Source organism: Streptomyces sp. NPDC054783 (assembly GCF_053611725.1).
On sequence record NZ_JBSHAY010000026.1, the window covers coordinates 48,941 to 72,391 of the forward strand.

The following is a 23,451-nucleotide window of genomic DNA, read 5'->3' on the forward strand; positions in this document are numbered from 1 at the left end:
CGCCATGCACTTTTCACTGGGAGGAGCAGATCGTTCCGAGGTGACGGGAGTCGCGCTATGAATGGGCACGGGAAAGGGGGTGCGGCGGGCGCGGTGGTGGCCGTGGTTACGGTCGCGGTCGCGGTTACCGGGTGCTCCGACCACTCCGGAAATGCGTTCGGCGGCGCCAGCAAGGCGGCTTCGGCAGCCTCCTCCGCCGCCGCTTCCCTTGCCTCCCGGGGAGCCGACGCGCTGGCCTCGGCCTCGGCGGAGGCCAGGCGCAAGCTCGAAGAGGCCAAGGGCGGGGTGAACGCCAGGAATGAGGTGACGCTCGGCGCCGTCGCCATCGACAGCGACGGCCGGGCCGCGGCCAAGGTGACCGCCAAGAACACAGCCGGCTCGGCCAAGTCCTTCGCCGTCCAGGTCAATTTCACCGACAAGAGCGGCAATCTGCTGGACGTCGTCGTGGTGACGCTCAAGGACGTGGCGGCCGGTGCCTCAGGCGAAGGCACGGCCCGCAGCAACCGCAAGCTGAACGGTGAAGTGCACGCGGCCGTTGGCACGGCACTGCGTTACTGAGCATGGGCTGCGGCGCTGCGGCTGTCGCCCTCCAGCATGAGGTGGTCGACATGGGCGACGGCACTCTCGGCCCGTACGTCGTCCAGGTCCATGGCCTCCAACTGCAGTGCACACAAGGGGCCGTTGGCGTCGTGCGGGAAGATCTGGTCGATGGACAGGGCGATTTCGGTGCCGGGGCGCAGCTCGCCGTCCGCGCGGTGGGCGACGAGCAACTGCCGGGCGAGGTTGTCAGCCATGGTCGTAGCGCTTTCCCAGGTCGAGTGCGTCCGGCAGGCCCACGGTGGCGAAGAAGTGGCCCAGGGCGGGCAGATGCCGCACGGCGTCGACGGGGGTGCCCGCCTCGGCGATCTCGGCGAGTACGTCCCGCACGGCGGCGGTGGCCGCGAGGAGGGTGGAGAGGGGGCAGATCACCAGGCGGTAGCCGAGCTCGGTGAGGCGGGCCAGGCCGGTGGGCGGGGTCTTACCGCCCTCGGCCCAGTTGAACAGCAGCGGGCTGTCCGGGAACGCCGCCGCGGCCGCCTCGATCTCGGTGTCGCTGGTCAGCGCCTCGATGAACAGCATGTCGGCGCCGGCGTCGCGGTAGCGGCGGCCGCGTTCCACGGCGGCGTCGAAGCCCTCCACGGCACGGGCGTCCGTGCGCGCGATGATCACGAGCTCGGGGTCGTCACGGGCCTGGACGGCGGCCTCGATCTTGCCGGCCATGGTGCCCGCCGGGACGACCTCCTTGCCCTCCATGTGGCGCAGCGCTTAGGGGCGGGCTGGTCCTCCAGGTGGATCGCGGCGACGCCCGCGGCCTCGTACTCGCGGACGGTGCGGACGACGTTGATCGCGTTGCCGTAGCCGTTGTCGGCGTCGGCGATCACCGGGACGTCGACGGCCGAGACGATGCGACGGGCGGCGTCCGTCACCTAGCTCATGGTGAGCAGGCCGATGTCGGGCCGGCCCAGCAGGGAGGCCGTGGCCCCGAAGCCGGTCATGTAGACGGCGGGAAAGCCCGCCTGCTCGACGAGGAGCGCGCTCATCGCGTCGTACGCCCCCGGCGCGACCACCGGCCGCCGCCCGCCCAGCAGCTCCCGCAGCCGCCGTGGCCCGGACCGGTCCGTCTCCAGCAGCCCGGCCATGCCCGCTCCTCCTGGCAGCCGACAGCACCGTGCCGACTCCTTGATGCCGACAGAGCAGCCGCGTACCCATGGAGGGCGATCCCGCACACGTCAGTGCCGCCCGCGGGCTCTCGGGAACCCGTGCACCACCGGTGTCCGCCGCTGTGCCTGTCCTCGGCCGGAGACGGGTGACACCCGGCTATGTCGCGACCGACATGAACCGGGGACAGGGCACCTGGACCGTCGGCGAAGGCGCGGCCGTCGTCGTCGGACTCGCGAACCTCGGCGACGACGGCCCCACCGGAGAGTTCCACAATGGCCGCGGCCCGGATCCGTGGTGACGCCGACGCCATGCGGCTCACACCCCCTTTCGGCGTGGCGAGCATGGCGGGGGTGACGGCCGGGTACTCGGCCGGCGTCGCGGGCACAGGCCGGTGCCCGTCCCGGAAGGCAGGCGGAGGTGGTGCCATGGCTCAGCACGTGCGGGAGATCATGACGTCCGATCCCGTGACGGTGAGCGAGCGGACACCGATCACCGAGGTGGCACGGCTCATGCGGGAGCGGAACATCGGCGACATCATCGTCGGGGACGCGGACCATGTCCGCGGCCTGGTCACCGACCGCGACCTGGTGATCCGGGCCATCGCCGAGCACCGTGATCCCGACGCCACCACCGTCGCGGACGTGTGCAGCACCGACCTGATCACCTGCTCACCCCAGGATGCGGTGGACGAAGCGGTCCGGCTGATGCGCGAGCACGCCCTGCGACGGCTGCCGGTCGTCGACGAGGGCCACCTCGTAGGCGCCCTCAGCCTCGGCGACCTGGCTGTCGAGGAGGACCCGCGCTCGGCCCTGGCCGACATCAGCGCCGCGCCACCCAATCGCTGAGGCAGCCGCCCCGCTCGTCCCCGCCGAGAGCCACCGTCCTCTGGGCAAGTCACCACGATCCTGCGAGAGTTGGCCCATGACGGCACCGAAAGCAGCGGTCGTGGCGATCGACGAGGTCGAGGGACTCGCGGTGGACGGGCTGCGGTGGCTGACCGCTGCGGCGCGGGAGGCCGTCGGCGGAGGCCTTGCCTGGACGACCCGGCCCTCGGACGACGAGCCCAACCCGATGCTCTACAACGGTACGGCCGGGATCGTCCCCGTGCTCCTGGAGGCGTGGCGGCACTTCGGCGACGACTCCTACGCCGACAGCGCCCTGCGCGCGGCCCGCAGCCTCGCCGCCTCCGTGGACGGATTCGACGACGACTCCCTCTACTTCGGCCGCACCGGAATGGCCCTCGTCCTGCGGGCCGTCGGCGACGAACTCGGTGACACCGCCGCCGGCGCCGCCGCGGACCGCGCGCTGGAAGTCGTACGGTCACGCTTCGACGGGACGCGCTGGAGCGAGCTGTTCGAGCTGATGGGCGGCAACGCGGGCATCGGCCTCGGCGCGCTCGTGGCCGGAGACGCCGAACTCGCCGTACTCGCCGTGGAGCCGTACCTGCGGACGGTCGAGCAGACCCCGGCGGGCGTGCAGTGGGCCCATCGCACGGGCATCGACTCCCGTCTGCACCACATCTCGCACGGCACACTCGGCATCGTCCTGGCCCTTGCCCGGGTCGGCCGGGCCACCGGCCGTACGGACCTGGTCGAGCTGGCGCTGGCCGGTGCCGCGGACGTCGTGGCGCGTGACGATGCGGGGCCGGAGGGGTTTCTGGTGCCGCATTCCACCCCGCAGTACCGTCCCGACGTGATCGAACCCATCAGCTACGGCTGGTGCCACGGTCCGGCCGGCGATGCCCAGGTCTTCCGGCTGCTGCGGGACCTCACAACCGACCCGGTCTGGCCCTCCCTCGCTGACCGCTGCTGGCACACGGTGACCCGCTCCGGCCTGCCCCAGCGGCTGCGCCCGGGCTTCTGGGACAACAGCGGCCGCTGCTGCGGCACCGCAGGCGTGCTCGCCCTGGCCTGTGACCGGATCGCCGAACAGCACGACGGGGACGACTTCGCCCACGTCCTCGTCGCGGACCTCGCCGCCCGCGCGATCCGGGATGCCGACGGCGCCCGCTGGTCCAACGTCGAGCACCGGGCCACGCCGAGCGGCCTCGAACCGTGCACCGGCTGGGCGATGGGCAACGCGGGCATCGTCCGCGAACTCCTGCGCTTCGTACGGCTGAGCCGCGGGGACGATCCCCGGTACGCGTTCACCTGGCCGGACCAGCCTCCGGTGCCCGCTCGGGACCCGATCCGGCCCTCCGTCACAGCTTGGCGCCGAAGTCCTGTGTCCACCACGGGCCGCCCGCACCCTTGTGAACACCCACACCGATGTCCTTGAACGAGCAGTTGAGAATGTTCGCCCTGTGACCGGGGCTGTTCATCCAGGACTCCATGACAGCTGCGGCGGTCTGCTGGCCTTGGGCGATGTTCTCGCCGTACGTGGACCAGCGATAGCCGGCGGCCGTGATGCGCTGCCCGGGGTCCGCGCCGTCCGGGTTGGTGTGGTCGAAGAAGTGCCGAGTGGCCATGTCGTCGGAGTGATTCTGGGCGGCCTTTTGAAGTTGCGCGTCCTCGGTGAGGGGTCCGCAACCGACGTTCGCCCGCTCCTTGTTCACCAGTGCAACCACCTGGCCGGCGACGTCGGCCGGGTCCGCGGGAGACGGCGCTGTGCTCACGGGGGGCGCAGCGGGCGGGGTGGTCTGCCGGCCGATGGGTCCGCTCTTCCTGCCGTGGTTCGCCGGCTTCGGAGCCCGCGGCTTCTTCGGCTTCGACGGCGTCGGGGAGGGCGAGGCCGACGGCGAGACTCCACTTGCGCTGGGCGTGGCGAGGTCCGGGACGGGGGCCGCCGCTCTTCGCTCCGCGTTCGCGCTGTCGTGGCCGGTGCGGGAATCCGTACTGAAATACCACAGACCACTACCCGCGACGCACGCCGCAACGACGGCTCCGCCGACGGCCCGGCGCCGCATGCGCCGACGCCGGCGGGACTGGCGGCGCGAGCCAGTGCCGCCCCGTATGTCACCTCGTGCAGTGCCCGGGCCCGATCCGGTGTCGTCACCGATGACGCCGAGCGGTGTGGCAGACCCCGCCGGGACAGTGCTCCCCGCCGAGGCGGACATCCTTGCCAGCAGCGCGGGTGACACGGCGACCAGCGCCAGACCGGCGAGCAGGCCTTCCGCGGGCATCAGACCGCTCCACAGTCCGCTGCAGCGGGAACAGCCGCGCGCGTGCCGGGCTATTCGCTTGCGCCACAGAGCCGAGGGCCTGCCGTCCCAGGAAGCCAGCACGATGCGGAGTTCCTCGCACCGGGGCCGTGCGTCGAGCGCTCGTACGACCACGCGGGCCGCCTCCAGCTGCGCCTTCATCCGCTGCACCCGGACCGCTGTGTGCTCGGGCGACAGGTCCAGAGCCGCGGCCACCTCGGCCCGGGTGAGTTCGCCGGCGCACTCCAGCCACCACAGTGACAGTAGTCCCCGGTCATCGGGCTCCAGCCAGCGCGTCGCCTGCGCTGTCTCCTGGCGCTGTCCGGCGAGCTGGAGCTGGACCACCGTCAGGTCAACGAAGTCGGCACCCGGATCGGCCAGGTCCTCGGCTTCCTCCATCGTGCCCGGGGCGGACTGCCGGTTGTGCCAGTGCGCCCGGACCTGGTTCATCGCGATGGCGACCAGCCAGGAGCGAAAGCGCTCGGGAGTACGCAGTTCGCCCAGCCCGTCCAGGGCGCGCAACATGGTCTCCTGCACCACGTCGTCGACATCCACCGAGCCGTTCAGGGCCCGGCCCACAATGTTGTAGACCAGCGGGAGGTAGGCGTTGACCAGCGCGTCCTGAGCTTGCGTGTCGCCCTCTCGGGCGGCTGTGACCAGTATCGCTGTCTCCACCGCGTCGTGCGTACTCATACCCATGCTTCCCGTCATCGAGGCCGAACGATTGTGTCCGATACCTGGGAGATCACTCGAGGCGGCCCGGATAACAGTTCTTCGGAAGTGAGTTTGAGACGGCGCGCCTGACGTCGGCGGCCGGAGCCGGGGGCGCACCCGGTCCCGCGCCGGTGGGGATCGCCGCCGCCTGCGCAGGGCGCAGACCGTCGTGGAGATCGCTCCCTCAGCCGCGCGCCGCGCTCCTCCAGAAGTCCCGCATCAGCGGCGTCGGTGTCGGGTTCGTCATCGCCACCTGTGTCAGGAGGATGGCCACCGTGCCCGTGGACGGGACGACGTGGGCCGTCGTTCCCGTGCCGCCCACCCAGCCGTAGCGGCCGGGGACGTTCCAGGGATCGGCAGGGGTGACGTCGACCTGGCCGCCGTAGCCCCAGCCCTGGCCCTCCAGGAAGAGCGTGGCGGTCGCGCGCTGTTCGGCCGTGAGGTGGTTGGTGGTCATGCGGCTGACCGAAGCGGGGGTGAGGAGGCGGTGACCGTTGCCCTCGCCCTCGTTCAGCAGCATGCGGGCGAAGGCCAGCCAGTCGTCGGCCGTGGAGACGAGGCCCCCGCCACCCGAGTGGAAGCGCGGCAGGCGGCTCCACTGGCCGTCGGGGGTATCGGTCAGTTCCAGGGTTCCGTCGGGGGTCGGGGTGTAGGAGGAGGTGAAGCGGTGCCGCTTCGACTCGGGGACCTCGAAGGCCGTGTCCTCCATGCCCAGCGGCTCGAAGATCCGTTCCGCGAGGAAGTCGGGCAGCGTGCGGCCCGACGCCCGGGCGACCAGGATTCCCTGGAGGTCGGAGGAGGTGCCGTACAGCCAGGCGTCTCCCGGCTGGTGCAGCATCGGTACCTGCGCGAGGAGGCCCAACCAGGTGTCCGGGTCCGGCCAGTCCTGCAGGGCGCGGCCGTCTTTCTGCACTGTGAACAGCAACTGCACCGCCGGGAGGGAGAAGTCGGCGGGGAAGCCCCAGCCGGTGCGGGAGCTGAGCAGGTCCTCGACCGTGATCGGGCGGGCGGCCGGGACGACGTCTGCGACCGGTGCGTCGGGGGCACGGACCACGCTCGGCTTCGCCAGCTCCGGCAGCCACTCCTCGGCCGGAGCGTCCAGGGCGAGTCGCCCTTCTTCGACCAGCATCAGGACCGCGGCCGCTGCGACGGGCTTGGTGATGGACGCGATACGGAAGATCGTGTCCCTTGCCATCGGGGCGGTGCCGTCGGCGTCCACCGAGCCGGCGGTCACCACCTCGACGTCGTGGCCGCGGGCGACGAGGCCGACGGCGCCGGGCACCCTCCCCTCGTCGACGTACCGGTTGAGGGTGTCGTACAGAGCGTTCATCGGTGGCCTTCCGGTCGAGGTTGTCCAGCGAGTACGACTCCCGGTGCGGCGGAAGGTCATCGGCTGCGCCTCCGACAGTCCATCGTCTCCGGGTGCGCCTGCCGGTCAGGGGTGTCGGCCGGGCGTTCCGGGGTGCCGGTTCCCGGGGGCCGTTGCTTGCACCGGCTGCGTATCGGCTGTCGCAGCGGATTCGTCCCATATGGCGCGGACCTGGTCGGCCACCGCGGCACCTTGCCGGGCTCCGGCTCGGTAGGCCGGTTGCCATGCCGTTCGGTCGTGCAGATCACTGCCGAAGACCTCGATCGCCGCCTGATCGGGGCTGATCGTCACCACTGAGTCCGCCCCGGCTTGGTCGAGTTCCCGGGTGAGCGGCTCCCGGGGGAAGAGGTGCGCCAGCGGTTCGATGACGACCAGTGCGTGGGTGCCTGCGGCGAGATCGGCGCTGGTGGCCGAGCGCAGGCCGCCGTCCATGTAGCGGCGGCCGTTGATCGTCACGGGTGGGTAGATTGCCGGGAAGGCGGTGCTTGCGGCTACGGCTGATGGCAGTGAGGCGCCGCTGGTGTGGTCGAGGACTTCCGGCTCGCCTGTCCGCGCGTCCACGGCCGTGATCAGCAGCGCCCGGTCCGGCCAGCGATCCGTGCCGACCAAGGCGTGCATGCGCCCGACATGAGCCTGCTCGGGCCCGGTCTCCGCGGCGAGCGCGAGCTCGCCGACGAGGCGCCGAGCCGCGACGGGATCGGAGCCTGCAGCGCCGAGTACGGTCCAGACCTCCCCGAGTCGGTGCTGGTCCACCTGTGGTGGGCTGCTGGGCGAGTCGGGCGCGTGCGGCGGGGTGGCAAGCCGATCAGAGGCCTGGCCGGTGGCCAGCACTGCGCCGACGATCGCTCCTGCCGATGTGCCGACGAAGAGATCCGCCTCAGCCAGGTCGACACCGGCTCCGCGCAGACCGCCGACGAGGCCGGCCATCCAGGCGGTGCCGACGACTCCTCCCGCACCAAGGACCACTGCCCGCTCGTACTTCGCCATGCGCTCCCCTTCGCCGGATCCGACGTCGGCATGGAGGCTACAGGGCGATGACGGAGCGGTTTGGCCCGGCGGAGTCCTCTTCTGCCGACCCGGCACTGAGCCGGGGACCGAGCGTGCGTGAGCGGATCACCGTGCCGGCCGGCCGCAGCGGATGCAGGGACGAGATGTCCGACGGCATCGGCCCCGCCGCAGACGGAGCCGCCCTTCCCTCAGGTGCAGTCGGCCCCCGCCGAAACGGACTCGTTCCCCGGCGCTGATGCGAGGCCGACGAACAGCGGCATTCTGTACAGCGGCGGAGGTGATCCCGGCAGGCCGAGCCGCTGCCAGGCCAGCCGAACCGACACCTTCAGCACCCGTCGCGCCCGCACTATGAGCAGGACGGCGAGGGGCACCTCGACCAGTACGGCCGAGGCGGCACTCCCCCACACATCCGCTCTTCCCCAGTCCAAGGAGACATCGAACCAGGCATCGCAGATCAGGAGTGTGGCCGCCACGTACGACAACGGGATCATGGCCTGCCGCCTCAGCCACACCGCCACTCCGGCGCCGGCCAACGACATCAGCAGCATCACGTCGAAGCCCACCCACACCATGGGCCAGTACCGAGCCTCGAAGCGATCCGGCAGCGACACCGCCAGATACACGGTCCAGGGGACCAGCAACAGCACGCACAGGCCGAGCTGCCGTAGAACCCGACGGTAGCGGCGGCGCAGCGCGGCACTGTCCGGTGAGAAGGCGCCGGCCGTCGTACCGGCGGGGACAGTGGGGACCCTCTGCTCGCTCATACTCGCCCGTTCCTTCCGCCGGCTGATGCCCTGACCAATCGCCGTTGGGGTGCATCTCCTACATGGTTGCATCCCACATCGGACTCGCGGCGTTCAGTCGGAGCGCCGGCCGGGAGGGGCGGCTCGCGGCCCCGGTGGAGGGGCGGGCCGTGTCCGCCAGGCCGCGCGTCGGCAGCTGCGGTGGAGGGCCGGGCCGGAGGCTGCCCGGGCGATGGGACCAGTGATCGCAGCGATGGAAATCAGGCCTGCCTCCACCGCTCCGATCGCCGATGAATTCGGCTGCCGGGCGGGGTCTACACCTGAGCACCGCAAGCTGCGCACACGACAGTGAGGGAACGGACCATGAGCAGCAACGCACTACCGCCCGTCGTAGACGCCGAAACCTGGCAACGAGAGCTGGACGCCCTGCGCGTCCGTGAGAAGGCCGCGACCCGAGAACTGGACGCGATCGCCGCCCAGCGTCGCCGTCTGCCCATGGTCCGCATGCCCGAGTACACCCTTGAGGGCGAGAAGGGACCGGTCCGGCTGGTGGACGTCTTCGAGGGCAGGAGGCAGCTGATCGTCTACAACCACATGTGGTTCCCCGGCAAGCAGTGGCAGTGCCCGGGCTGCACCGGCTTCACCTCGCAGTTCACCCGACTGGAGTTCCTGGACGCCTATGACGCCCGGTTCGTCGTCGTCACCCAGGGGCCGATCGACGAGGCACTTGCGTACCGGCGGCGAGCCGGAAACCGGATGACCTGGTACTCGACGGCGAACAGCCCGTTCGGCAGCGACGTCGGCGCACCGCCCGGCGGGGGATTCGCCGTCAACGTCTTCCTGCGTGACGGCGACACCGTCCACCGGACCTGGCACACCAGCGGTCGTGGCACGGAGCAGCTCAGTCACTCCTTCGCGCTGATCGACGTGTTGCCGTACGGGCGACAGGAGGAATGGCAGGACTCGCCCGACGGCTGGCCACAGGATCCGACCTACAGCCGGTGGAACTCCTCCGAAGACATCGCGGCACTCTACGGGCCGGAACAGCGCGGCTAGGACTTTCGTCGGGCCCTGGGCAGACCCCAGCAACTGCCGGGCTGCGCGGCTGCGCGGGAAGCGCGCTCTCGATCGGCGCGGTCTTCTCCGAGTGATCGCGATTCCGGGCCGCTGCGGGCAGTCGCCCACCGGTCGACGGAGTCGCGTTGCTGCTCCTACGCCCGGCGATCCGCTGCGGGCGGCCTACCGGCCTTCCGCTCCCGCTCGGCTACGGCGCCGCCGGTCGGCCGGGACCGGGCGCCCGATCGGTGTCAGCGCCAAGGTGACCGTGCTGCGGATCCTCGCTCCTCAGCGGGAGTGGGGCCGGCGAGCCTGCTGACGACGGCCGGCGGGGAGGGCGGCCGATCGGTCCGGTGCACGCACGGGCGCGGTCGGCGGTACCGCCGCCATACGGGTCCGATGCCGGAGGGCCACAGGCGCGTACGAGTACGGCGGGCCGCGCTGGGTCCGTGAGCCTGGCCCGTGGCGCGGGAGGCGACAGCGAGGCCACAAGGATGTGTACGGGAAGCTTCGTCTCGTGCCTCGTTCACCCGTTCGGCGGTGGGAAACACCGAGAAGGAAGCCGACGGGCATGGCGTCGGCACAGGTTCCGACGGGAGGCGCTCGGCAGGAAATCACCGGGCGGTTCGGCCGGTGGACGAAAGGACGGCCGCCCGGGCAGCGGGCGAGCAGCGCCCGGTGTCCTGCTCCGGCGGGGTGCGACCGGCGCGCGTGTTGTCGGACAATGGTCAGTGCTGGGGCCCCGGCCCGATTCCGGCAGGCCGGGGCCCCATGTCATGCGGCGGGTTCTGGGCTACCGCCCTCCGTCCCCGCCATTGCCACCCCAGCCCCAGCCCCAGCCGTCGTGGCCGACCACGCGGAAGCTGCCGACCACGCCGTCCTTGACATGAATGTCGTCGGTGCGGTGGACGCGGACCCCATCGCTCTGGCTGTGGGGGCCGACGATGGCGACGGGGGCGCCGTTGTCGCAGACGGCTCCGCGGAAGACCTCGACCACCTTGTGGCTGTCGTTGCGGATGTTCAGGGTCTTCGCGCCCAGGCCGCTGATCACGGTGATGCAGTCGCCGGGGTGTGCGGAGTAGGACCGCTCGTTGATCTGGATCCGACCCCAATCCCAGCCACCGCGACCGCCCCCACGGCCCTCGTTGCCCTTGCCCGGCCCGACCATACCGTCGAGAGGCGCTGCCGCGGCAGCGGCCGGAGCCGACTGGGGCGCCGGGGCGGAGGCCGCCGACGCGTAGGTGATGCCGGTTGCGGCCAGAGCAGCGGCGGCCGCGACACCTGCGGTGACCACGGTAGAACGGGGGACCTTCATATCGCTTCTCCTGTCTGCTGTCTCAGAGATACCGGCCCGTCAGCCGGCCGTGATCAAAAAGTACCTAGAACAGTCATACCGGTCATATCGAATGACCGGTGCGAGGCGCCGATCGGGGTATTTCTGGCACCGCGCGACGCTTCTCCCCCGGCATCAAAGGGCGTCAAGTCGCGTCATCGAAGGGCGGGTTGATGCGGCATTAGCCCTTTCGGCTGATCTCCTGATGCCTCCTCACCTCGCATGACGCGGCGTGTCGCTGCATCAGGAGCGGTTGGGCCGTGCTAGCGCCCGGATGCGGCCAAGGTCGATCGCGGCAAACGAAAGCACCCCCGGGACCTCGCGTCGATCCACTTGACGCAACCCATCGGTTGCCATAATGTCGCAATCAGTCGGTTGCTATACCCGTGGAGGCAGTCATGGCATTCCCTGATCGAATCGAGCGGACCATCGAGATCGCGCACCCGCCGGCGAAGGTGTGGACGGCGCTCACCACGGCCGAGGGACTGAGCGCCTGGTTCGGCAACGAGGCCGGGATCGATCTGCGCCCGGGCGGCGCCGCCTGGATGAAATGGGAGGGCGGCCACTCCGCCGACATGCGGGTGGAACGGGTGGAGGAGCCGACGGTGTTCGGCTTCACCTGGCGCATGGCCGAACTCCCCGAGGACGATCCGCGCCGCACCTACGTGGAGTTCACGCTCGAACCGGTCGGCACCGGCACCCGGCTGACGGTGGTCGAGACCGGTTTCGCCCAGCTCCCGGACGAGGTCTACCGCAAGGAGTACGGCGGTCACACCGAGGGCTGGGCCCGCGAACTGGGCGAACTGGTCGACTACCTCGATGCCGCCGCCTGACATCGAGGCGATCGCCGAACAGGTCTTCGCCGCTCTGGCCGACCCGAGCCGGCGCGCCATCCTGGCCGCGCTGGCTTCAGGGGGGCCGGCCACGGCCACGGACCTGGCCGGCCGGTTGCCGATCACTCGGCAGGCGATCGCCAAACACCTGGCCCTGCTCGCGGATGCCGGCCTGGTGACGGCCGAACCTGGTGAGCGGCGTCGGGTGCGATACCGGCTGCGGTCCGCGCCGATGCAGGTGGCGCAGCAGTTCCTGGCCGCGCTGGCGCGTGACTGGGACAGCCCGCTCGGCGCACTGAAAGATCACCTCGATGAACAGGCGCGCGGATCCTCGTGACAGGGATCGCCGCCGGACACACCGGAGGGAGAACCGACGGTGAACGTGGAAGTCCGGCGCCCGGCAGCGTCTGCCGGCGTGCTGGGGGTGACGCTCGGGCTCGCCGCGGTGTGCTGGGTGGCCGCGGTCCGGCTGATGCGGGGCATGGACATGGGCGTCGCGTCCCGGACCGGGTCATTCGGGTTCTTTGCCGCGACATGGATGACGATGATGGCGGCGATGATGCTGCCGGGCGCGGCCCCGGCGGTCGCGAGGCATGCCCGAATGGTCGGCGGACTGCGCGGCGCGCCGCTGTTCGCCGGGGCGTACCTCACCGTCTGGGCGCCGGCAGGTGTCGTGGCGTACGCACTGGACCGTCCGCACGGGTCGACGGCCGCAGGCGCAGTGGTGATCGCCGCGGGTGTCTACGAACTCACGCCGGTCAAACGGTACTTCCGGCGACGCTGCCACGAGGTTGCCGGTTCCGGGCTGAGGTTCGGACTGTACTGCGCCGGATCGAGCGGCGGGCTGATGGCGATGCTGGTCGCACTGGGCACGATGAGCGTGTTGTGGATGTCGTTGGTCGCCGTCCTCGCATCCGCCCAGAAGCTGCTGCCCGCGAAGACCGCGCTCGACGTTCCGCCGGCGCTGGCGATCGTCGGGCTCGGACTCGTCATCGTGGTCGCGCCCTCGCTGGTTCCGGGGCTCATGCCACCGATGACGTAGCGACGAGAGACAAGACAAGACAGGACCACACGGAACAAGGCAGGACAAGGAGACAGGTGATGACCGGTCACAAGACGGGGACCCACGAGGAATGGCTCGCCGCGAGGCTGGAGCTGCTCGAGGCGGAGAAGGAGCTGACCCGGCGGGGCGACGAACTGGCCCGGCGACGGCAGGAGCTGCCCTGGGTCCGGGTGGACAAGGACTACCGCTTCGACACCGGCGAGGGAACGGCTTCCCTCACCGACCTGTTCCGGGGACGTTCGCAACTGCTCGTCTACCACTTCATGTTCGGGCCCGACTACACCGCCGGATGCCCGTCCTGCTCGGCGATCGCCGACGGCTTCAACGGCTCCGTGGTCCACCTCGCCCACCACGACGTCATGTTCTGGGCGATCTCGCGAGCCCCGCTCGCCAAGCTCCACGCGTACCGGCAGCGGATGGGCTGGACGTTCCCGTGGGCGTCCTCCCACGGCAGTGACTTCAACTTCGACTTCGGGGCGGCGCACACCAAGGAGGAGTGGGAAGCCGGACTCGTCGCGTACAACTTCGGTGAGGAGGACCTGCGGCCGGCGACGGCCGAGGAGAAGGGTTCCCGCGACGCCTTCAGCCAGTCGGTCGTCGGTACGGACTGGGAGACCTACCGGCGAGAAGGCCCCGGCGTGAGCGCGTTCGCGCTGCAGGACGGCGCCGTCTACCACACCTACTCGGCGTACGCGCGCGGGCTGGACGGCCTGTGGGGCATGTACCAGTGGCTCGACCGAGCGCCCCTCGGCCGCAACGAGACCGGCTTCTGGTGGCACCGCCACGACGAGTACGAAAACCAGTGAGCGGAAACCGGAGGGTCATGAGGGCGGCCTGTGCCGGCCCCGGGCGCCACGGTGACTCGGCCAGGCCGCTGCGGTGGGCGAAGACGACGAGTTGAGCACCACCAATCCGGGGCTGAGCACGAGCCGGCCGGCGATCTCGTCGTCGGACAGCCGGTCGCCACCAGTGCGGTGATCTGCCGTTCCCGGTCGGTGAGCGCCTCCGGACCGCGGCGGGCCAGCTCCTCCAGGGGACCAGGGCCCGCCGGGATGGCGAGGAAGCGGCTGACGGCGATCCCGCCGCCGACCACGATAGGGTGCATCGCCACCGCGACGATCACCTGGACCCGGCAGACGTACGCACCACGGTCGATCAACCCGACGCAACGGTGAGTCCTCGCCCACGACTTGGCATGCTGGGTACGGCGTGCCAACGGGTACCGAGCCCGACGGCTGCCGAGGCACGAGGCCGACTCCACATGGCGGCCGTTCTCTGCACCTGCTCGGCCGCGAAAGGACTGAGGACTCTTGACGGCATACACAGTGCGCCCGATCGGGCGCGTCGAATCACCGTTGACCGATCGGGCGGCGGCCCCCCGCCAGCCCGACGAAGGAGCCCCCGACGCCTGGCTCGTCTTCGACGACCGGTACGCCCCCGCCCTCGACGGGCTGACCCCGGGCACGGAGGTACTGCTGCTCACCTGGCTCGACCGCGCCGACCGCGACACCCTCACGGTCCGCCCGCGCGGCGACACCACCCGCCCGCTCACCGGCGTCTTCGCCACCCGCGCCCCCGACCGGCCCAACCCGATCGGCCTGCACACCGTCCACATCCTCGCCATCGCCGGAACGCGCGTCCACGTCCGCAGCCTCGAAGCGCTCGACTCGACCCCGATCCTGGACGTCAAACCCCTTCTCACTCCGGACCGTTGACGACCGTACGAGGATGACGGCCACCGATCAGTTTCGGCCGATCCCGACTCGGCGGACTGGGAGCCGGTCTCCGTCCCGGGGCCGTTCTGGTCGCGCACTCACGAGCCCGGCGCGGACCTCGGCATCCGCGACGACGGCAGACTGGTGGCGATGGGGGGGCGAACGGCTCCGGCGTTCGGGGTGGACCGAGATCAGCGCCGTCTGCACAGCCCCCGAGGCACGCGGGCGAGGTCATGCCGCCCGCCTGGTCAGCGCGCTCGCCTCACGCATCCCGTCTCGGAACGAACTGCCTTTCCTGCATGTCGCCGAGACGAACACCAGCTCCACCGACCGAATCGGCCGGCATCTCGCCCACGGCCCGCACGGCACCCGGCGCCACGGTGTCCGACACCAAGGCACCCGGGAGCCTGTGCAAGTCGGCGACGGCCGAGCGGGATTCCCGCGGCGTCGCCTGCCGGGGTCAGCTCCCGCCCACTCCGAGTGCCGCAAGCAGCACCAGCACCAGCGTCGCGGCACCGAGAACGCCATGGGCCACGACGACGGGAACGGGCAGATGCCGTTCCGCGGGCGTCGTCTCCTCCCCTCCGGCGGCTGTGGCGGTGCGGTACACGGGGACCCAGCGGGCGAACATCGTGAAGCCGAGGAGTGCGACGGCGACGAGGATGCCGAGGGACGTCCAGGCCAGCGCCGACCGGTCGGCCGCGAGATAGACGATCCAGACGACCAGTCCGGCCGCCGCGAGCAGGAAGTGGCCGAAGACGACGGAGGCCGGGAAGCGGGTCGCCCCCGTCTGCTGCTGGCGCAGGCCGCCGCGGGCGATCCAGCGGGCGAGGAGGACGAATCCGCCGAGGGCGGTGACGACCCAGGCGACGAGAGCGGCGATGTCCATGTCGTACTCCAGTGGTTCCGGGGTGCGGATGTGGTGAGGACGGGGCTGTCGGTCAGGGGTGGTGCGGGGTGCGGTATCCCTCTGCCTGTACGGACTCCTCGGCGACGCGTACGCCGTAGCGGTAGGCGAGCTTGCCGCCGAGGTGGCCGGATACGCCGAGGGCGGCGAGCGCGACGGCGGAGAGCGCCAGTTGCCCGTATCCGACGCCGTGCCCTTCCGGGTATCCGCCGCCCTGCCGCCAGGCGAAACCGGCCGCGTACGCGGCGGTCACGACCAGGTTCAGCCCCATGTGCACCAGGCCCGTACGGAAGGCCGGCGTGCCCGCGGGGATGGCGAACAGGTCCAGGAAGCCCACGCAGGCCGCCGCCAGCGCACCGAGCACGCCGACCGCGATCAGCCAGGCAGAGCCGTGGGCCAGAAAGGCGGGCCGGTGGACGATCCGCGAGGAGACGTCGAAGACGAGGCTGCACACCCAGGCGCCGATCGGCACGGTGACCAGGATCGGATGGAACGGATGTCCGTACGGCCCGGCCAGCGCGCCACTGACGGGCTGCTTCGCCTGTCGCAGGCCCCTGAGATCACTGTTCACGGTCATACGGCACCTCACCCCTGAGTGCCCGTCGGCTATTTCACCAACGATTGTTGGTCTTATTCGCGCCATGGGTCAAGTGGCCGTCGCTCGCCCGGGTGAGGTCTCCACGGTGTCGGGAGCGGCGACCGACGGCCCGTTGGTCACCCTGCGTCGGCGCGCCGACGTACCGGCGGCGACACTGGCCGTCGCCCCGCACCCCGAGGACTGCGCGCCCAGCCTCACGCTGGGTGGCGACGCGCGCGGCGGCGCACTGCTCACCTTCACCGGTACCGCGATCGAACCAGTGGCGGGCGGCACCGCCCGGCTGCGCGTCCCCGGGAGCCTCGGCACGGGCGACACCTCGCTGGAGCCCCTTTCGCCGGAGCCGGGGTCGCCGTGCTCTGCCTGCTCCTGGTCGGATCCCGCTCGGCCGAGGCGCGTACGCGCGACACCGGCCCGACCTCGTCCAGCTGACCTCGCCCCGCTCGAGCGCCGTACAGGGCCGGCGGGTTCCTCGGGTGGTCGGTGACGGCCCGGTCATGGCCGACGAAGCGTGCTCCGGTCCCACCCACCGGGCATATCACCCGTAAGCATTGGTGAAACTTTTCGTGGCTGCTTCAGCCCTGGCCCAACAGGCCGGTGACCTGTGAGCGTACGACGTCCCACGCGGCGGTCGGCAGGTCGCCGAAGGCCGTCGCGTGCAGCGCGTGCAGGGCCTGATCGGTGTCGGTGGCGCACGGGGTGCTGCCGCTGAGCACGTCGTAACCGTCGCGTACCGCGACCCGCAGCCGCTCGACACCGTCGTCGGCGTGCACCGCCGAGGCGACGACCAGGGGCGGCGGTCCGCCTGCGTAGCCGGCCAGTTTCCGGTACGCGCAGGCGATGGGTTCACGCCAGCGCAGGCTGAGCAGGAGGGGGCGCTTGGCCACCAGCTCGGCCAGGTCCGTCTCATGGACGCCGTCGGTTTCCAGCACCATCGCCCGGGCGTCCAGGACGATCGCCGCGGGCAGCAGACAGCGCAGTGTGCTGCCGACGAGGTTCCCGCCGACCGTCGCCGTCCGCCGCACGGCCCCGGTGCCCACCGCGGCGGCCGCCAGGCGCAGCACGTCCGGCACGCGGTCGTCCATCCGGTTCAGGACCACGGCGCCTCCCACCGTCTCCCGACCCAGGACGTTGGCATCCGGCAACTCCCGTAGAGACATGGCTAGTTCGGGGAAGCCCTCGCGCTGCCATGCGGCCCAGAGGAGCGTGGCCCCGCCGATCGGCACGGCCCCCTCGGCCAGGCACTCCTGCGCTTCGGACACCGACGTGGGGAGACGCAACAACACAGCGACCGGCCTGCCTTCCTCAGGAGTTGACCGAAGACGGTGAGTCAGGTTCCGGCCAACCGCCCTCGCCAGGGCAGTCTTCTCGCCCGGACGGGGGCGCGTACAGGGCTCACATGGGCACGCAGTGCGCTCTCTCGTCCCGGCAGGGCGGTGAGATGGTGGTCAGGGCCACGTCGAGGGGAAATATGGACCCCTGCACCGGTGACATTGTGGACCTGTCCACGACGTCCGTGGTGAGGGCAGCGTGGTCGGCATGGACACACCTTCCGCTCCGTTCGCCCAGCTCGTCCCTGGCATGGTCGGGATGGCGCTGGTCGGCAGCAGCGTGAGCGTCTCGCGCGCGCTCGTCGACGCCCCGCTGTTCACCACCCAGGCGGTCCGGTACGCGGCCGCGACCGTGATCCTTCTGGTCATGGCGCGGCTCGCCGGTGCTCGGCTGGTGTGGCCACGGGGCCGGGAGTGGCTGTGGCTGGCCGGGATCGCGGTCACCGGTCTGGTGCTGTTCAACGTGGCTGTGGTGCGAGGTGTCGGCCACGCGGAGCCCGCGGTGATCGCTGTCGCGGTCGCGTGCGTACCGGTGGTTCTCGGGGTGGTGGGCCCGGTACTGGAGCGGCGCAGGCCGAGCCGGCAGGTCCTGTGCGCGGCGCCTGTCGTCATGGCGGGCGCGGTGCTGGTGGAGGGCACGGGCCGTACCGATGCCGTGGGTGTGGCCTGGGCGGCGCTGGCCCTGGGCTGCGAGGCCGCGTTCACGCTGCTCGCGGTGCCGGTACTGCGGCGGCATTCGCCGTGGGGAGTGTCCGTGCACGCGATGTGGCTGGCCGGTGCGCTGCTGGCCGTCCTCGGAGCGGCGACGGAAGGCCCGTCGGCCGTACGGGAGTTGTCCGGGTCACAGTGGGCGGCCGCCGGCTATCTGGCGTTGATGGTGACGGCGGTCGCCTTCGTGTTGTGGTATTCGACGGTCCGCGCCGCAGGGTCGGGGCGAGCGGGGTTGCTCACCGGCATCGCGCCGCTGGCCGCGGCGGTCGTCGGCGCCGTCTCGGGCAGCGGTGCGCCGCGGCCGTCGGTGTGGCTGGGCATCGCCGTGCTGATCCTCGGCCTGGTCGGTGGCCTGCGTCCACGCACCGTTCCCGGCGGCCAGGCTGTGGAGCTCGATCCCTCGGCCACGGCGCCCCCTTCGCCGGCCTCCACGCGCTCCCGGTAGTGCCCCCTCGTCCGGACTATGTGGGGGCACTACAGCCAGGCACGCCCATCTGCAGCGATGCCTGTCGGCGCGAGGCGTCCGGCACCGGATCGCCCGCGAAGGGATCGACGACTCCCACCGGCTGAAACGCCGTCGCTGAACCATCGAACGCACCACGGCCTGGCTCGCGGCTGCCGCCACCACGGCCACCACCGCTACGAACACAGGGCCGACCGCCTCCCTGCCGTCGCCGGCATCACCGTGGCGCTCATTGCGTCGGGCGCCTCTCGCAACGGGCGTGAGCCACCGTGCCGCGGCTAGGGGACGTTCCAGGCAGCGATGAACGGCTGCCCGCCGTCGGTGGCCAGGAAGCCCAGAGTGCCCGGATGCGGGTGGCCGAGCAGCCGGCTGTCGGACGCGTCGAGGCCAAGCCAGCGCGCGGTGAGCACGCGCGCCAGATGACCGTGGGCGACGAGGGCGACGTCGCCGTCGCTCAACAGCGGCCGGATCCGGTCCAGCACCGCGTCCACGCGCGCCGCCACCTGCTGGAGCTGCTCGCCGGGATGGTCGGCATCGCCGGGAACGACGCCGTCCCGCCACAGGTCCCAGCCGGGTCGCCTCTCACGGATCTGCACGGCCGTCAGGCCCTCGTAGCCGCCGTAGTCCCACTCCACCAGGTCGGGATCAGGCCTGACGCCGGTCAGACCGGCCAGCTCGGCCGTCCGCATGGCGCGGCTCAGCGGACTACTGAACACGGCGACCAGTCGGCGCGGAGCCAGTCTCGGAGCGAGAGCCTTCGCCGCCGCCTCCCCCGCATCAGTCAGCGGAACGTCGGTGCGGCCGGCGTGCCGGCCCGACAGACTCCACTCGGTCTGGCCGTGCCTGATCAATATCAGCTCACCCATGCCTGTGCACGCTATCTGATCTGGCGAACGAGATGGCCGCCAAGAGCAGCAGGCTCGTTCTCCCCGTCGGTGGCCACCGGGTTCCGTTCGGTCCCGCCCGTTACCGGAATCCCCCCGTCACCAAGTCCGCCGTAAGTAGGGTGATATGCATGAAGGCACTTTTGTTGTCTGGTGGCTCAGGTACCCGATTGCGCCCCATAACCCATACTTCGGCGAAGCAACTCGTACCGGTCGCGAACAAACCGGTGCTGTTCTATGGTCTGGAGGCGATCGCCGAGGCGGGCATCGCCCAGGTCGGGATCATCGTCGGGGACACCGCCGAGGAGATCCGGGAGGCGGTCGGCGACGGTTCCGCGTGGGGACTGGACGTCACCTACATCCCGCAGGCGGCGCCGCTGGGGCTGGCCCATGCCGTGCTGATCGCCCGTGAGTTCCTCCGCGACGACGACTTCGTGATGTACCTCGGTGACAACTTCGTCGTCGGAGGCATCACGGATCTGGTGGACGGCTTCCGCACCGAACGGCCGGAGGCGCAGATCCTGTTGACGAAGGTGCCGGACCCGACGGCGTTCGGGGTGGCCGAGCTGGACGCGGCGGGCCGGGTGATCGGCCTGGAGGAGAAGCCCCGGCATCCCAAGAGCGAGCTGGCGCTGGTGGGCGTGTATCTGTTCTCCCCCGCGATCCATGAGGCCGTGCGCTCCATCCGGCCGTCCTGGCGCGGCGAGTTGGAGATCACGGATGCCATCCAGTGGCTGATCGACGCGGGACGTGATGTGCGGTCCACGACCATCTCCGGGTACTGGAAGGACACCGGGAACGTCACGGACATGCTGGAGGTCAATCGCTCGGTCCTGGAGACGCTGGAGCGCCGGATCGACGGGACGGTCGACGACGACAGCGAGATCATCGGCCGGGTGCGGATCGAGCCCGGGGCGAAGGTCACCGGCAGCCGGATCGTGGGACCGGTGGTCGTCGGAGCGAACACCGTGATCACCGACTCGTACGTCGGCCCCTTCACCTCCATAGCCGGTGACTGCAGGATCGACGACAGCGAGATCGAGTACTCGATCGTGCTGCGCGACTCCTCGGTGAGCGGGGTACGGCGGGTGGAGGCCTCCCTCATCGGACGCAACGTCGAGGTGACTCCCGCTCCCCGCAAGCCAGCCGCCCACCGTCTCGTCCTCGGTGACCACAGCAAGGTGCAGATCTCGTCATGACGGCCCCCGCCTCTCCGACTCCGACCCACCCGACCCGGATTCTGGTGACCGGCGGTGCCGGTTTCATCGGCTCGCACTACGTCCGGACGCTGCTCGGCCCGGCCGGCCCCGGTGATGTGGCGGTCACGGTGCTGGACAAGCTCACCTACGCCGGCAACCCGGCCAACCTCGACGAGGTGCGCGCCCACCGGGGATTCACCTTCGTCAAGGGCGACATCTGCGACACCGAGCTGGTCGACGGCCTCCTCGCCGAGCACGACCACGTCGTCCACTTCGCCGCCGAGTCGCATGTGGACCGCTCGATCCTGGGCGCCGCCGAGTTCGTCCGGACCAACGTCCTGGGCACTCAGACACTGCTGGACGCCGCCCTGCGCCACGGAAGTCCGAAGACCTTCGTGCACGTCTCCACCGACGAGGTGTACGGCTCCATCGACTTCGGCTCCTGGCCGGAGACGGACCCGCTGCGCCCCAACTCCCCGTACGCCGCCACCAAGGCGGCCGGCGACCTGATCGCGCTCGCCCACCACCGTACCCACGGCCTCGACGTGCGGGTGACCCGCTGCTCCAACAACTACGGGCACCATCACTTCCCCGAGAAGGTCATTCCGCTGTTCATCACGAACCTGCTGGACGGCAGGAAGGTCCCGCTGTACGGCGACGGCGGCAACGTCCGCGACTGGCTGCACATCGACGACCACGTCCAGGGCATCGAGCTGGTGCGCACCAAGGGGCGCGCCGGTGAGGTCTACAACATCGGCGGCGGCACCGAGCTGACCAACAAGGAGCTGACCTCTTTGCTGCTGGAGGCCTGCGGCGCGGACTGGGACACCAGCGTCGAGCACGTCGCCGACCGCAAGGGGCACGACCGCCGTTACTCCGTGGACTGCACGAAGATCCGCGACGAGCTCGGCTACCGCCCCCGCCAGGACTTCGCCACCGGCCTTGCGGAGACGGTCACTTGGTACCGCGAGAACCGCGGCTGGTGGGAGCCGCTGAAGGAGCGAGCGGCGCTCCAGAGCCGCAGCCACACCCTTTCGACGACGAACAGGTGACCATGACCACCACTTGGCTGATCACCGGCGCCACCGGAATGCTCGGGCTGGATGTCCTCGCGCGGCTGCGCCGGGACGGCGAGGAGGCCGTCGGCCTGGCCCGGGGCGCTCTCGACATCACGGACGCCGACACCGTGCACGACGCGATCGGCGCGCACCGGCCCCGGATCGTGGTCAACTGCGCCGCGTGGACGGCCGTTGACGACGCCGAGGCGCACGAGGCTGACGCCCTGCGGGTCAACGGCGACGGACCCCGACACCTCGCCGAGGCGTGTGCGAAGACGGGCGCCAGTCTGATCCAGGTCTCGACGGACTACGTGTTCGCGGGCGACGCCACCGGCCCGTATCCCGAGGACGCCCCGACGGCACCGCGCAGCGCCTACGGACGCACCAAGCTGGCAGGGGATCGGGCGGTGCTGGCGGCGCTCCCGGACGCGGGGTACGTCGTGCGTACGGCCTGGCTGTACGGCGTGGGAGGCGGGAACTTCGTCGACACGATGATCAGGCTGGAGTCGGTCAGGGACACCGTCGACGTGGTCGACGACCAGCGCGGGCAGCCCACCTGGACCGTGGACCTCGCGGACCGGCTCGTACGGCTCGGGCGGGCCGGACTCGCCGGTTCGGCGCCCGCCGGGGTCTACCACGGCACCAGCGGTGGGGAGACGACGTGGTTCGGCCTGGCCCGGGAGGTCTTCCGGCTGCTCGGCGCGGACCCCGGCCGGGTCCGGCCGACCACCGGCACGGCCTTCCCACGGCCCGCTCCCCGCCCTGCGTACAGCGTCCTGGGGCACGAGCGCTGGCGCCGGACGGGGATCGAACCGATCCGCCCCTGGCGCGAGGCGCTGCAGGCGGCTCTCCCGGCTCTGCGAGACGAGAAGAAGGGCTCTTCCCGGTGAACTTCAGGATCCAGCCGACCGCTCAGGTCGACGAGACGGCCTCGATCGGTGACGGGTCGACGGTCTGGGACCTGGCCCAGGTACGGGAGGACGCCCGGCTGGGCCGCGGGTGCATCGTGGGCCGGGGAGCCTATGTCGGCCCAGGGGTGCGGATCGGCGACAACGTGAAGCTCCAGAACTACGCGCTGGTCTACGAACCGGCGGAGCTCGGTGACGGCGCGTTCGTCGGTCCGGCGGCGGTGCTCACCAACGACTGCTTCCCCCGTTCGGTGGACCCGCGGGGCCGGCTCAAGCGCGGTGGCGACTGGGAGCCCGTGGCGGTGGTGGTGGGCGAGGGAGCATCCCTCGGGGCCCGTTCGGTGTGCGTGGCGCCGGTGCGCGTCGGACGCTGGGCGCTGGTCGCGGCGGGTGCCGTGGTGACGAAGGACGTGCCGGACTTCGCGCTCGTCGCCGGCGTTCCGGCGCGCCGGATCGGCTGGGTCGGCCGGGCCGGCGTGCGGCTGGTCGAGCGGGAGGGCGAGGCGGGCGGATGGGAGTGCCCCGAGACGGGGGCGCTGTACGGCGAGAAGGACGGCCAACTCGTCGAGCACGCATGACACTTCACCGAGCGCGCGCATGACGTCTCGTGGAGCGCGCATGACGTCCGATTCTCCCAAAACACAGATCCTCGAACACGCGCAGGCATAACATGTGTGCGAACTGTGCAGACCGGGCACAGTTGGCGCACAAACCAGTGCCC

27 protein-coding genes and 2 pseudogenes are annotated in these 23,451 nt (G+C 70.9%); 17 read left to right on the forward strand and 12 right to left on the reverse strand.

Annotated features, from left to right (window positions below; all coding sequences use genetic code 11):
- The first annotated feature begins 57 nt into the window (after nt 1-57).
- The gene (locus ACWGJ5_RS33970) at nt 58-558 is read left to right on the forward strand and encodes a hypothetical protein (RefSeq protein ID WP_453313474.1); all 501 of its coding nucleotides are present in this window, start codon (nt 58-60) and stop codon (nt 556-558) included.
- Here ACWGJ5_RS33970 and ACWGJ5_RS33975 read toward each other — a convergent pair.
- From ACWGJ5_RS33975 to ACWGJ5_RS33985, 3 genes and pseudogenes are all read right to left on the reverse strand, one after another.
- Entirely contained in the window at nt 552-794 is a 243-nt protein-coding gene (locus tag ACWGJ5_RS33975; protein ID WP_453313475.1) for a hypothetical protein, read from the reverse strand. The two genes, ACWGJ5_RS33970 and ACWGJ5_RS33975, sit on opposite strands and share 7 nt — an antisense overlap.
- Nucleotides 787-1,293, reverse strand: a complete 507-nt coding sequence (locus ACWGJ5_RS33980; RefSeq protein WP_453313476.1) for an isocitrate lyase/PEP mutase family protein — start codon at nt 1,291-1,293, stop codon at nt 787-789. Before ACWGJ5_RS33980 ends, ACWGJ5_RS33975 begins: the two co-directional genes overlap by 8 nt.
- A pseudogene (locus tag ACWGJ5_RS33985) lies at nt 1,206-1,679 on the reverse strand (isocitrate lyase/PEP mutase family protein). The gene ACWGJ5_RS33980 and the pseudogene ACWGJ5_RS33985 overlap by 88 nt, the downstream one beginning before the upstream one ends.
- 167 nt (nt 1,680-1,846) lie before the next feature.
- Here ACWGJ5_RS33985 and ACWGJ5_RS33990 point away from each other — a divergent pair.
- From ACWGJ5_RS33990 to ACWGJ5_RS34000, 3 genes are all read left to right on the forward strand, one after another.
- On the forward strand, nt 1,847-1,999 hold the full coding sequence (locus tag ACWGJ5_RS33990; protein WP_453313477.1) for a hypothetical protein: 153 nt from the start codon (nt 1,847-1,849) through the stop codon (nt 1,997-1,999).
- Nucleotides 2,000-2,126: 127 nt separating this feature from the next.
- Nucleotides 2,127-2,546, forward strand: a complete 420-nt coding sequence (locus ACWGJ5_RS33995) for a CBS domain-containing protein (RefSeq protein ID WP_453313478.1) — start codon at nt 2,127-2,129, stop codon at nt 2,544-2,546.
- Nucleotides 2,547-2,622: 76 nt separating this feature from the next.
- Entirely contained in the window at nt 2,623-3,978 is a 1,356-nt protein-coding gene (locus ACWGJ5_RS34000) for a lanthionine synthetase LanC family protein (protein ID WP_453313479.1), read from the forward strand.
- Here ACWGJ5_RS34000 and ACWGJ5_RS34005 read toward each other — a convergent pair.
- The 4 genes from ACWGJ5_RS34005 to ACWGJ5_RS34020 all read right to left on the reverse strand — a co-directional run bounded on the left by ACWGJ5_RS34005 (nt 3,902) and on the right by ACWGJ5_RS34020 (nt 8,695).
- Nucleotides 3,902-5,533: a sigma-70 family RNA polymerase sigma factor gene (locus ACWGJ5_RS34005; RefSeq protein ID WP_453313480.1), complete on the reverse strand. Its 1,632-nt coding sequence runs from the start codon at nt 5,531-5,533 to the stop codon at nt 3,902-3,904. The genes ACWGJ5_RS34000 and ACWGJ5_RS34005 overlap by 77 nt on opposite strands.
- A gap of 205 nt (nt 5,534-5,738) precedes the next feature.
- Nucleotides 5,739-6,884 (reverse strand): serine hydrolase domain-containing protein, encoded by a 1,146-nt coding sequence (locus ACWGJ5_RS34010; RefSeq protein ID WP_453313481.1) that lies wholly within the window; start codon nt 6,882-6,884, stop codon nt 5,739-5,741.
- A 105-nt stretch (nt 6,885-6,989) separates the two neighbouring features.
- Nucleotides 6,990-7,910, reverse strand: coding sequence for a patatin-like phospholipase family protein (locus ACWGJ5_RS34015; protein WP_453313482.1), 921 nt, complete (start codon nt 7,908-7,910; stop codon nt 6,990-6,992).
- A 209-nt stretch (nt 7,911-8,119) separates the two neighbouring features.
- A complete protein-coding gene (locus ACWGJ5_RS34020; RefSeq protein ID WP_453313483.1) occupies nt 8,120-8,695 on the reverse strand; it encodes a hypothetical protein in 576 nt (191 codons plus the stop codon).
- 342 nt (nt 8,696-9,037) lie between these two features.
- Between ACWGJ5_RS34020 and ACWGJ5_RS34025 the strand changes: the two genes are divergently transcribed.
- Nucleotides 9,038-9,730, forward strand: a complete 693-nt coding sequence (locus ACWGJ5_RS34025; protein WP_453313484.1) for a DUF899 domain-containing protein — start codon at nt 9,038-9,040, stop codon at nt 9,728-9,730.
- A 793-nt stretch (nt 9,731-10,523) separates the two neighbouring features.
- Here ACWGJ5_RS34025 and ACWGJ5_RS34030 read toward each other — a convergent pair.
- Nucleotides 10,524-11,045: a hypothetical protein gene (locus ACWGJ5_RS34030; RefSeq protein ID WP_453313485.1), complete on the reverse strand. Its 522-nt coding sequence runs from the start codon at nt 11,043-11,045 to the stop codon at nt 10,524-10,526.
- A 416-nt stretch (nt 11,046-11,461) separates the two neighbouring features.
- Here ACWGJ5_RS34030 and ACWGJ5_RS34035 point away from each other — a divergent pair, with 416 nt between their 5' ends.
- From ACWGJ5_RS34035 to ACWGJ5_RS34060, 6 genes and pseudogenes are all read left to right on the forward strand, one after another.
- Nucleotides 11,462-11,896, forward strand: coding sequence for an SRPBCC domain-containing protein (locus ACWGJ5_RS34035; RefSeq protein WP_453313486.1), 435 nt, complete (start codon nt 11,462-11,464; stop codon nt 11,894-11,896).
- A complete protein-coding gene (locus tag ACWGJ5_RS34040; RefSeq protein ID WP_453313487.1) occupies nt 11,883-12,233 on the forward strand; it encodes an ArsR/SmtB family transcription factor in 351 nt (116 codons plus the stop codon). The genes ACWGJ5_RS34035 and ACWGJ5_RS34040 overlap by 14 nt, the downstream gene beginning before the upstream one ends.
- Before the next feature lie 39 nt (nt 12,234-12,272).
- The gene (locus ACWGJ5_RS34045) at nt 12,273-12,938 is read left to right on the forward strand and encodes a copper chaperone (RefSeq protein ID WP_453313488.1); all 666 of its coding nucleotides are present in this window, start codon (nt 12,273-12,275) and stop codon (nt 12,936-12,938) included.
- A gap of 59 nt (nt 12,939-12,997) precedes the next feature.
- A complete protein-coding gene (locus tag ACWGJ5_RS34050) occupies nt 12,998-13,765 on the forward strand; it encodes a DUF899 domain-containing protein (RefSeq protein ID WP_453313489.1) in 768 nt (255 codons plus the stop codon).
- 504 nt (nt 13,766-14,269) lie between these two features.
- Nucleotides 14,270-14,674: a tRNA (N6-threonylcarbamoyladenosine(37)-N6)-methyltransferase TrmO gene (tsaA, locus tag ACWGJ5_RS34055; protein ID WP_453313490.1), complete on the forward strand. Its 405-nt coding sequence runs from the start codon at nt 14,270-14,272 to the stop codon at nt 14,672-14,674.
- Between the two features lie 72 nt (nt 14,675-14,746).
- Nucleotides 14,747-14,999: pseudogene (locus ACWGJ5_RS34060) on the forward strand (GNAT family N-acetyltransferase); the annotation flags it as partial.
- Between the two features lie 135 nt (nt 15,000-15,134).
- Here the strand turns inward: ACWGJ5_RS34060 and ACWGJ5_RS34065 are convergent.
- The gene (locus ACWGJ5_RS34065; protein ID WP_453313491.1) at nt 15,135-15,563 is read right to left on the reverse strand and encodes a hypothetical protein; all 429 of its coding nucleotides are present in this window, start codon (nt 15,561-15,563) and stop codon (nt 15,135-15,137) included.
- A 52-nt stretch (nt 15,564-15,615) separates the two neighbouring features.
- Nucleotides 15,616-16,158, reverse strand: coding sequence for a DUF2231 domain-containing protein (locus tag ACWGJ5_RS34070; protein WP_453313492.1), 543 nt, complete (start codon nt 16,156-16,158; stop codon nt 15,616-15,618).
- A 73-nt stretch (nt 16,159-16,231) separates the two neighbouring features.
- Between ACWGJ5_RS34070 and ACWGJ5_RS34075 the strand changes: the two genes are divergently transcribed.
- Complete coding sequence (locus ACWGJ5_RS34075; RefSeq protein WP_453313493.1) at nt 16,232-16,663, forward strand: hypothetical protein; 432 nt, start codon at nt 16,232-16,234, stop codon at nt 16,661-16,663.
- Between the two features lie 88 nt (nt 16,664-16,751).
- Here the strand turns inward: ACWGJ5_RS34075 and ACWGJ5_RS34080 are convergent, their stop codons facing one another.
- Nucleotides 16,752-17,462 carry an FAD binding domain-containing protein gene (locus tag ACWGJ5_RS34080; RefSeq protein ID WP_453313494.1) on the reverse strand — a complete coding sequence of 237 codons (711 nt, stop codon included), beginning with the start codon at nt 17,460-17,462 and terminating at the stop codon, nt 16,752-16,754.
- A 253-nt stretch (nt 17,463-17,715) separates the two neighbouring features.
- Between ACWGJ5_RS34080 and ACWGJ5_RS34085 the strand changes: the two genes are divergently transcribed.
- Nucleotides 17,716-18,663 (forward strand): DMT family transporter, encoded by a 948-nt coding sequence (locus ACWGJ5_RS34085; RefSeq protein ID WP_453313495.1) that lies wholly within the window; start codon nt 17,716-17,718, stop codon nt 18,661-18,663.
- Between the two features lie 296 nt (nt 18,664-18,959).
- Here ACWGJ5_RS34085 and ACWGJ5_RS34090 read toward each other — a convergent pair whose 3' ends face one another.
- Complete coding sequence (locus tag ACWGJ5_RS34090; RefSeq protein WP_453313496.1) at nt 18,960-19,547, reverse strand: histidine phosphatase family protein; 588 nt, start codon at nt 19,545-19,547, stop codon at nt 18,960-18,962.
- A gap of 149 nt (nt 19,548-19,696) precedes the next feature.
- Between ACWGJ5_RS34090 and ACWGJ5_RS34095 the strand changes: the two genes are divergently transcribed.
- The 4 genes from ACWGJ5_RS34095 to ACWGJ5_RS34110 are packed head-to-tail and all read left to right on the forward strand — an operon-like array spanning nt 19,697 to nt 23,308.
- Nucleotides 19,697-20,764, forward strand: coding sequence for a glucose-1-phosphate thymidylyltransferase (locus ACWGJ5_RS34095; RefSeq protein ID WP_453313497.1), 1,068 nt, complete (start codon nt 19,697-19,699; stop codon nt 20,762-20,764).
- Nucleotides 20,761-21,816: a dTDP-glucose 4,6-dehydratase gene (rfbB, locus tag ACWGJ5_RS34100; protein WP_453313498.1), complete on the forward strand. Its 1,056-nt coding sequence runs from the start codon at nt 20,761-20,763 to the stop codon at nt 21,814-21,816. The genes ACWGJ5_RS34095 and rfbB overlap by 4 nt, the downstream gene beginning before the upstream one ends.
- A 2-nt stretch (nt 21,817-21,818) precedes the next feature.
- The gene (gene rfbD / locus ACWGJ5_RS34105) at nt 21,819-22,712 is read left to right on the forward strand and encodes a dTDP-4-dehydrorhamnose reductase (protein WP_453313499.1); all 894 of its coding nucleotides are present in this window, start codon (nt 21,819-21,821) and stop codon (nt 22,710-22,712) included.
- Nucleotides 22,709-23,308: an acyltransferase gene (locus tag ACWGJ5_RS34110; protein ID WP_453313500.1), complete on the forward strand. Its 600-nt coding sequence runs from the start codon at nt 22,709-22,711 to the stop codon at nt 23,306-23,308. The genes rfbD and ACWGJ5_RS34110 overlap by 4 nt, the downstream gene beginning before the upstream one ends.
- The last annotated feature ends 143 nt before the right edge of the window (nt 23,309-23,451 follow it).

Excerpts from the sequence above, each read along its gene's own strand:
- ACWGJ5_RS34085 (WP_453313495.1), top strand. The coding sequence starts at position 17,716 with ATGGACACACCTTCCGCTCCGTTCGCCCAGCTCGTCCCTGGCATGGTC.
- ACWGJ5_RS34090 (WP_453313496.1), bottom strand. The coding sequence starts at position 19,547 with ATGGGTGAGCTGATATTGATCAGGCACGGCCAGACCGAGTGGAGTCTG.
- rfbB (WP_453313498.1), top strand. The coding sequence starts at position 20,761 with ATGACGGCCCCCGCCTCTCCGACTCCGACCCACCCGACCCGGATTCTG.
- ACWGJ5_RS34030 (WP_453313485.1), bottom strand. The coding sequence starts at position 11,045 with ATGAAGGTCCCCCGTTCTACCGTGGTCACCGCAGGTGTCGCGGCCGCC.
- ACWGJ5_RS34020 (WP_453313483.1), bottom strand. The coding sequence starts at position 8,695 with ATGAGCGAGCAGAGGGTCCCCACTGTCCCCGCCGGTACGACGGCCGGC.
- ACWGJ5_RS33970 (WP_453313474.1), top strand. The coding sequence starts at position 58 with ATGAATGGGCACGGGAAAGGGGGTGCGGCGGGCGCGGTGGTGGCCGTG.
- ACWGJ5_RS33975 (WP_453313475.1), bottom strand. The coding sequence starts at position 794 with ATGGCTGACAACCTCGCCCGGCAGTTGCTCGTCGCCCACCGCGCGGAC.
- ACWGJ5_RS34025 (WP_453313484.1), top strand. The coding sequence starts at position 9,038 with ATGAGCAGCAACGCACTACCGCCCGTCGTAGACGCCGAAACCTGGCAA.
- ACWGJ5_RS34070 (WP_453313492.1), bottom strand. The coding sequence starts at position 16,158 with ATGACCGTGAACAGTGATCTCAGGGGCCTGCGACAGGCGAAGCAGCCC.
- ACWGJ5_RS34005 (WP_453313480.1), bottom strand. The coding sequence starts at position 5,533 with ATGAGTACGCACGACGCGGTGGAGACAGCGATACTGGTCACAGCCGCC.
- ACWGJ5_RS33980 (WP_453313476.1), bottom strand. The coding sequence starts at position 1,293 with ATGGAGGGCAAGGAGGTCGTCCCGGCGGGCACCATGGCCGGCAAGATC.
- ACWGJ5_RS33995 (WP_453313478.1), top strand. The coding sequence starts at position 2,127 with ATGGCTCAGCACGTGCGGGAGATCATGACGTCCGATCCCGTGACGGTG.
- ACWGJ5_RS34095 (WP_453313497.1), top strand. The coding sequence starts at position 19,697 with ATGAAGGCACTTTTGTTGTCTGGTGGCTCAGGTACCCGATTGCGCCCC.
- rfbD (WP_453313499.1), top strand. The coding sequence starts at position 21,819 with ATGACCACCACTTGGCTGATCACCGGCGCCACCGGAATGCTCGGGCTG.
- ACWGJ5_RS34040 (WP_453313487.1), top strand. The coding sequence starts at position 11,883 with ATGCCGCCGCCTGACATCGAGGCGATCGCCGAACAGGTCTTCGCCGCT.
- ACWGJ5_RS34050 (WP_453313489.1), top strand. The coding sequence starts at position 12,998 with ATGACCGGTCACAAGACGGGGACCCACGAGGAATGGCTCGCCGCGAGG.
- ACWGJ5_RS34035 (WP_453313486.1), top strand. The coding sequence starts at position 11,462 with ATGGCATTCCCTGATCGAATCGAGCGGACCATCGAGATCGCGCACCCG.
- ACWGJ5_RS34015 (WP_453313482.1), bottom strand. The coding sequence starts at position 7,910 with ATGGCGAAGTACGAGCGGGCAGTGGTCCTTGGTGCGGGAGGAGTCGTC.
- ACWGJ5_RS34065 (WP_453313491.1), bottom strand. The coding sequence starts at position 15,563 with ATGGACATCGCCGCTCTCGTCGCCTGGGTCGTCACCGCCCTCGGCGGA.
- ACWGJ5_RS34000 (WP_453313479.1), top strand. The coding sequence starts at position 2,623 with ATGACGGCACCGAAAGCAGCGGTCGTGGCGATCGACGAGGTCGAGGGA.
- ACWGJ5_RS34010 (WP_453313481.1), bottom strand. The coding sequence starts at position 6,884 with ATGAACGCTCTGTACGACACCCTCAACCGGTACGTCGACGAGGGGAGG.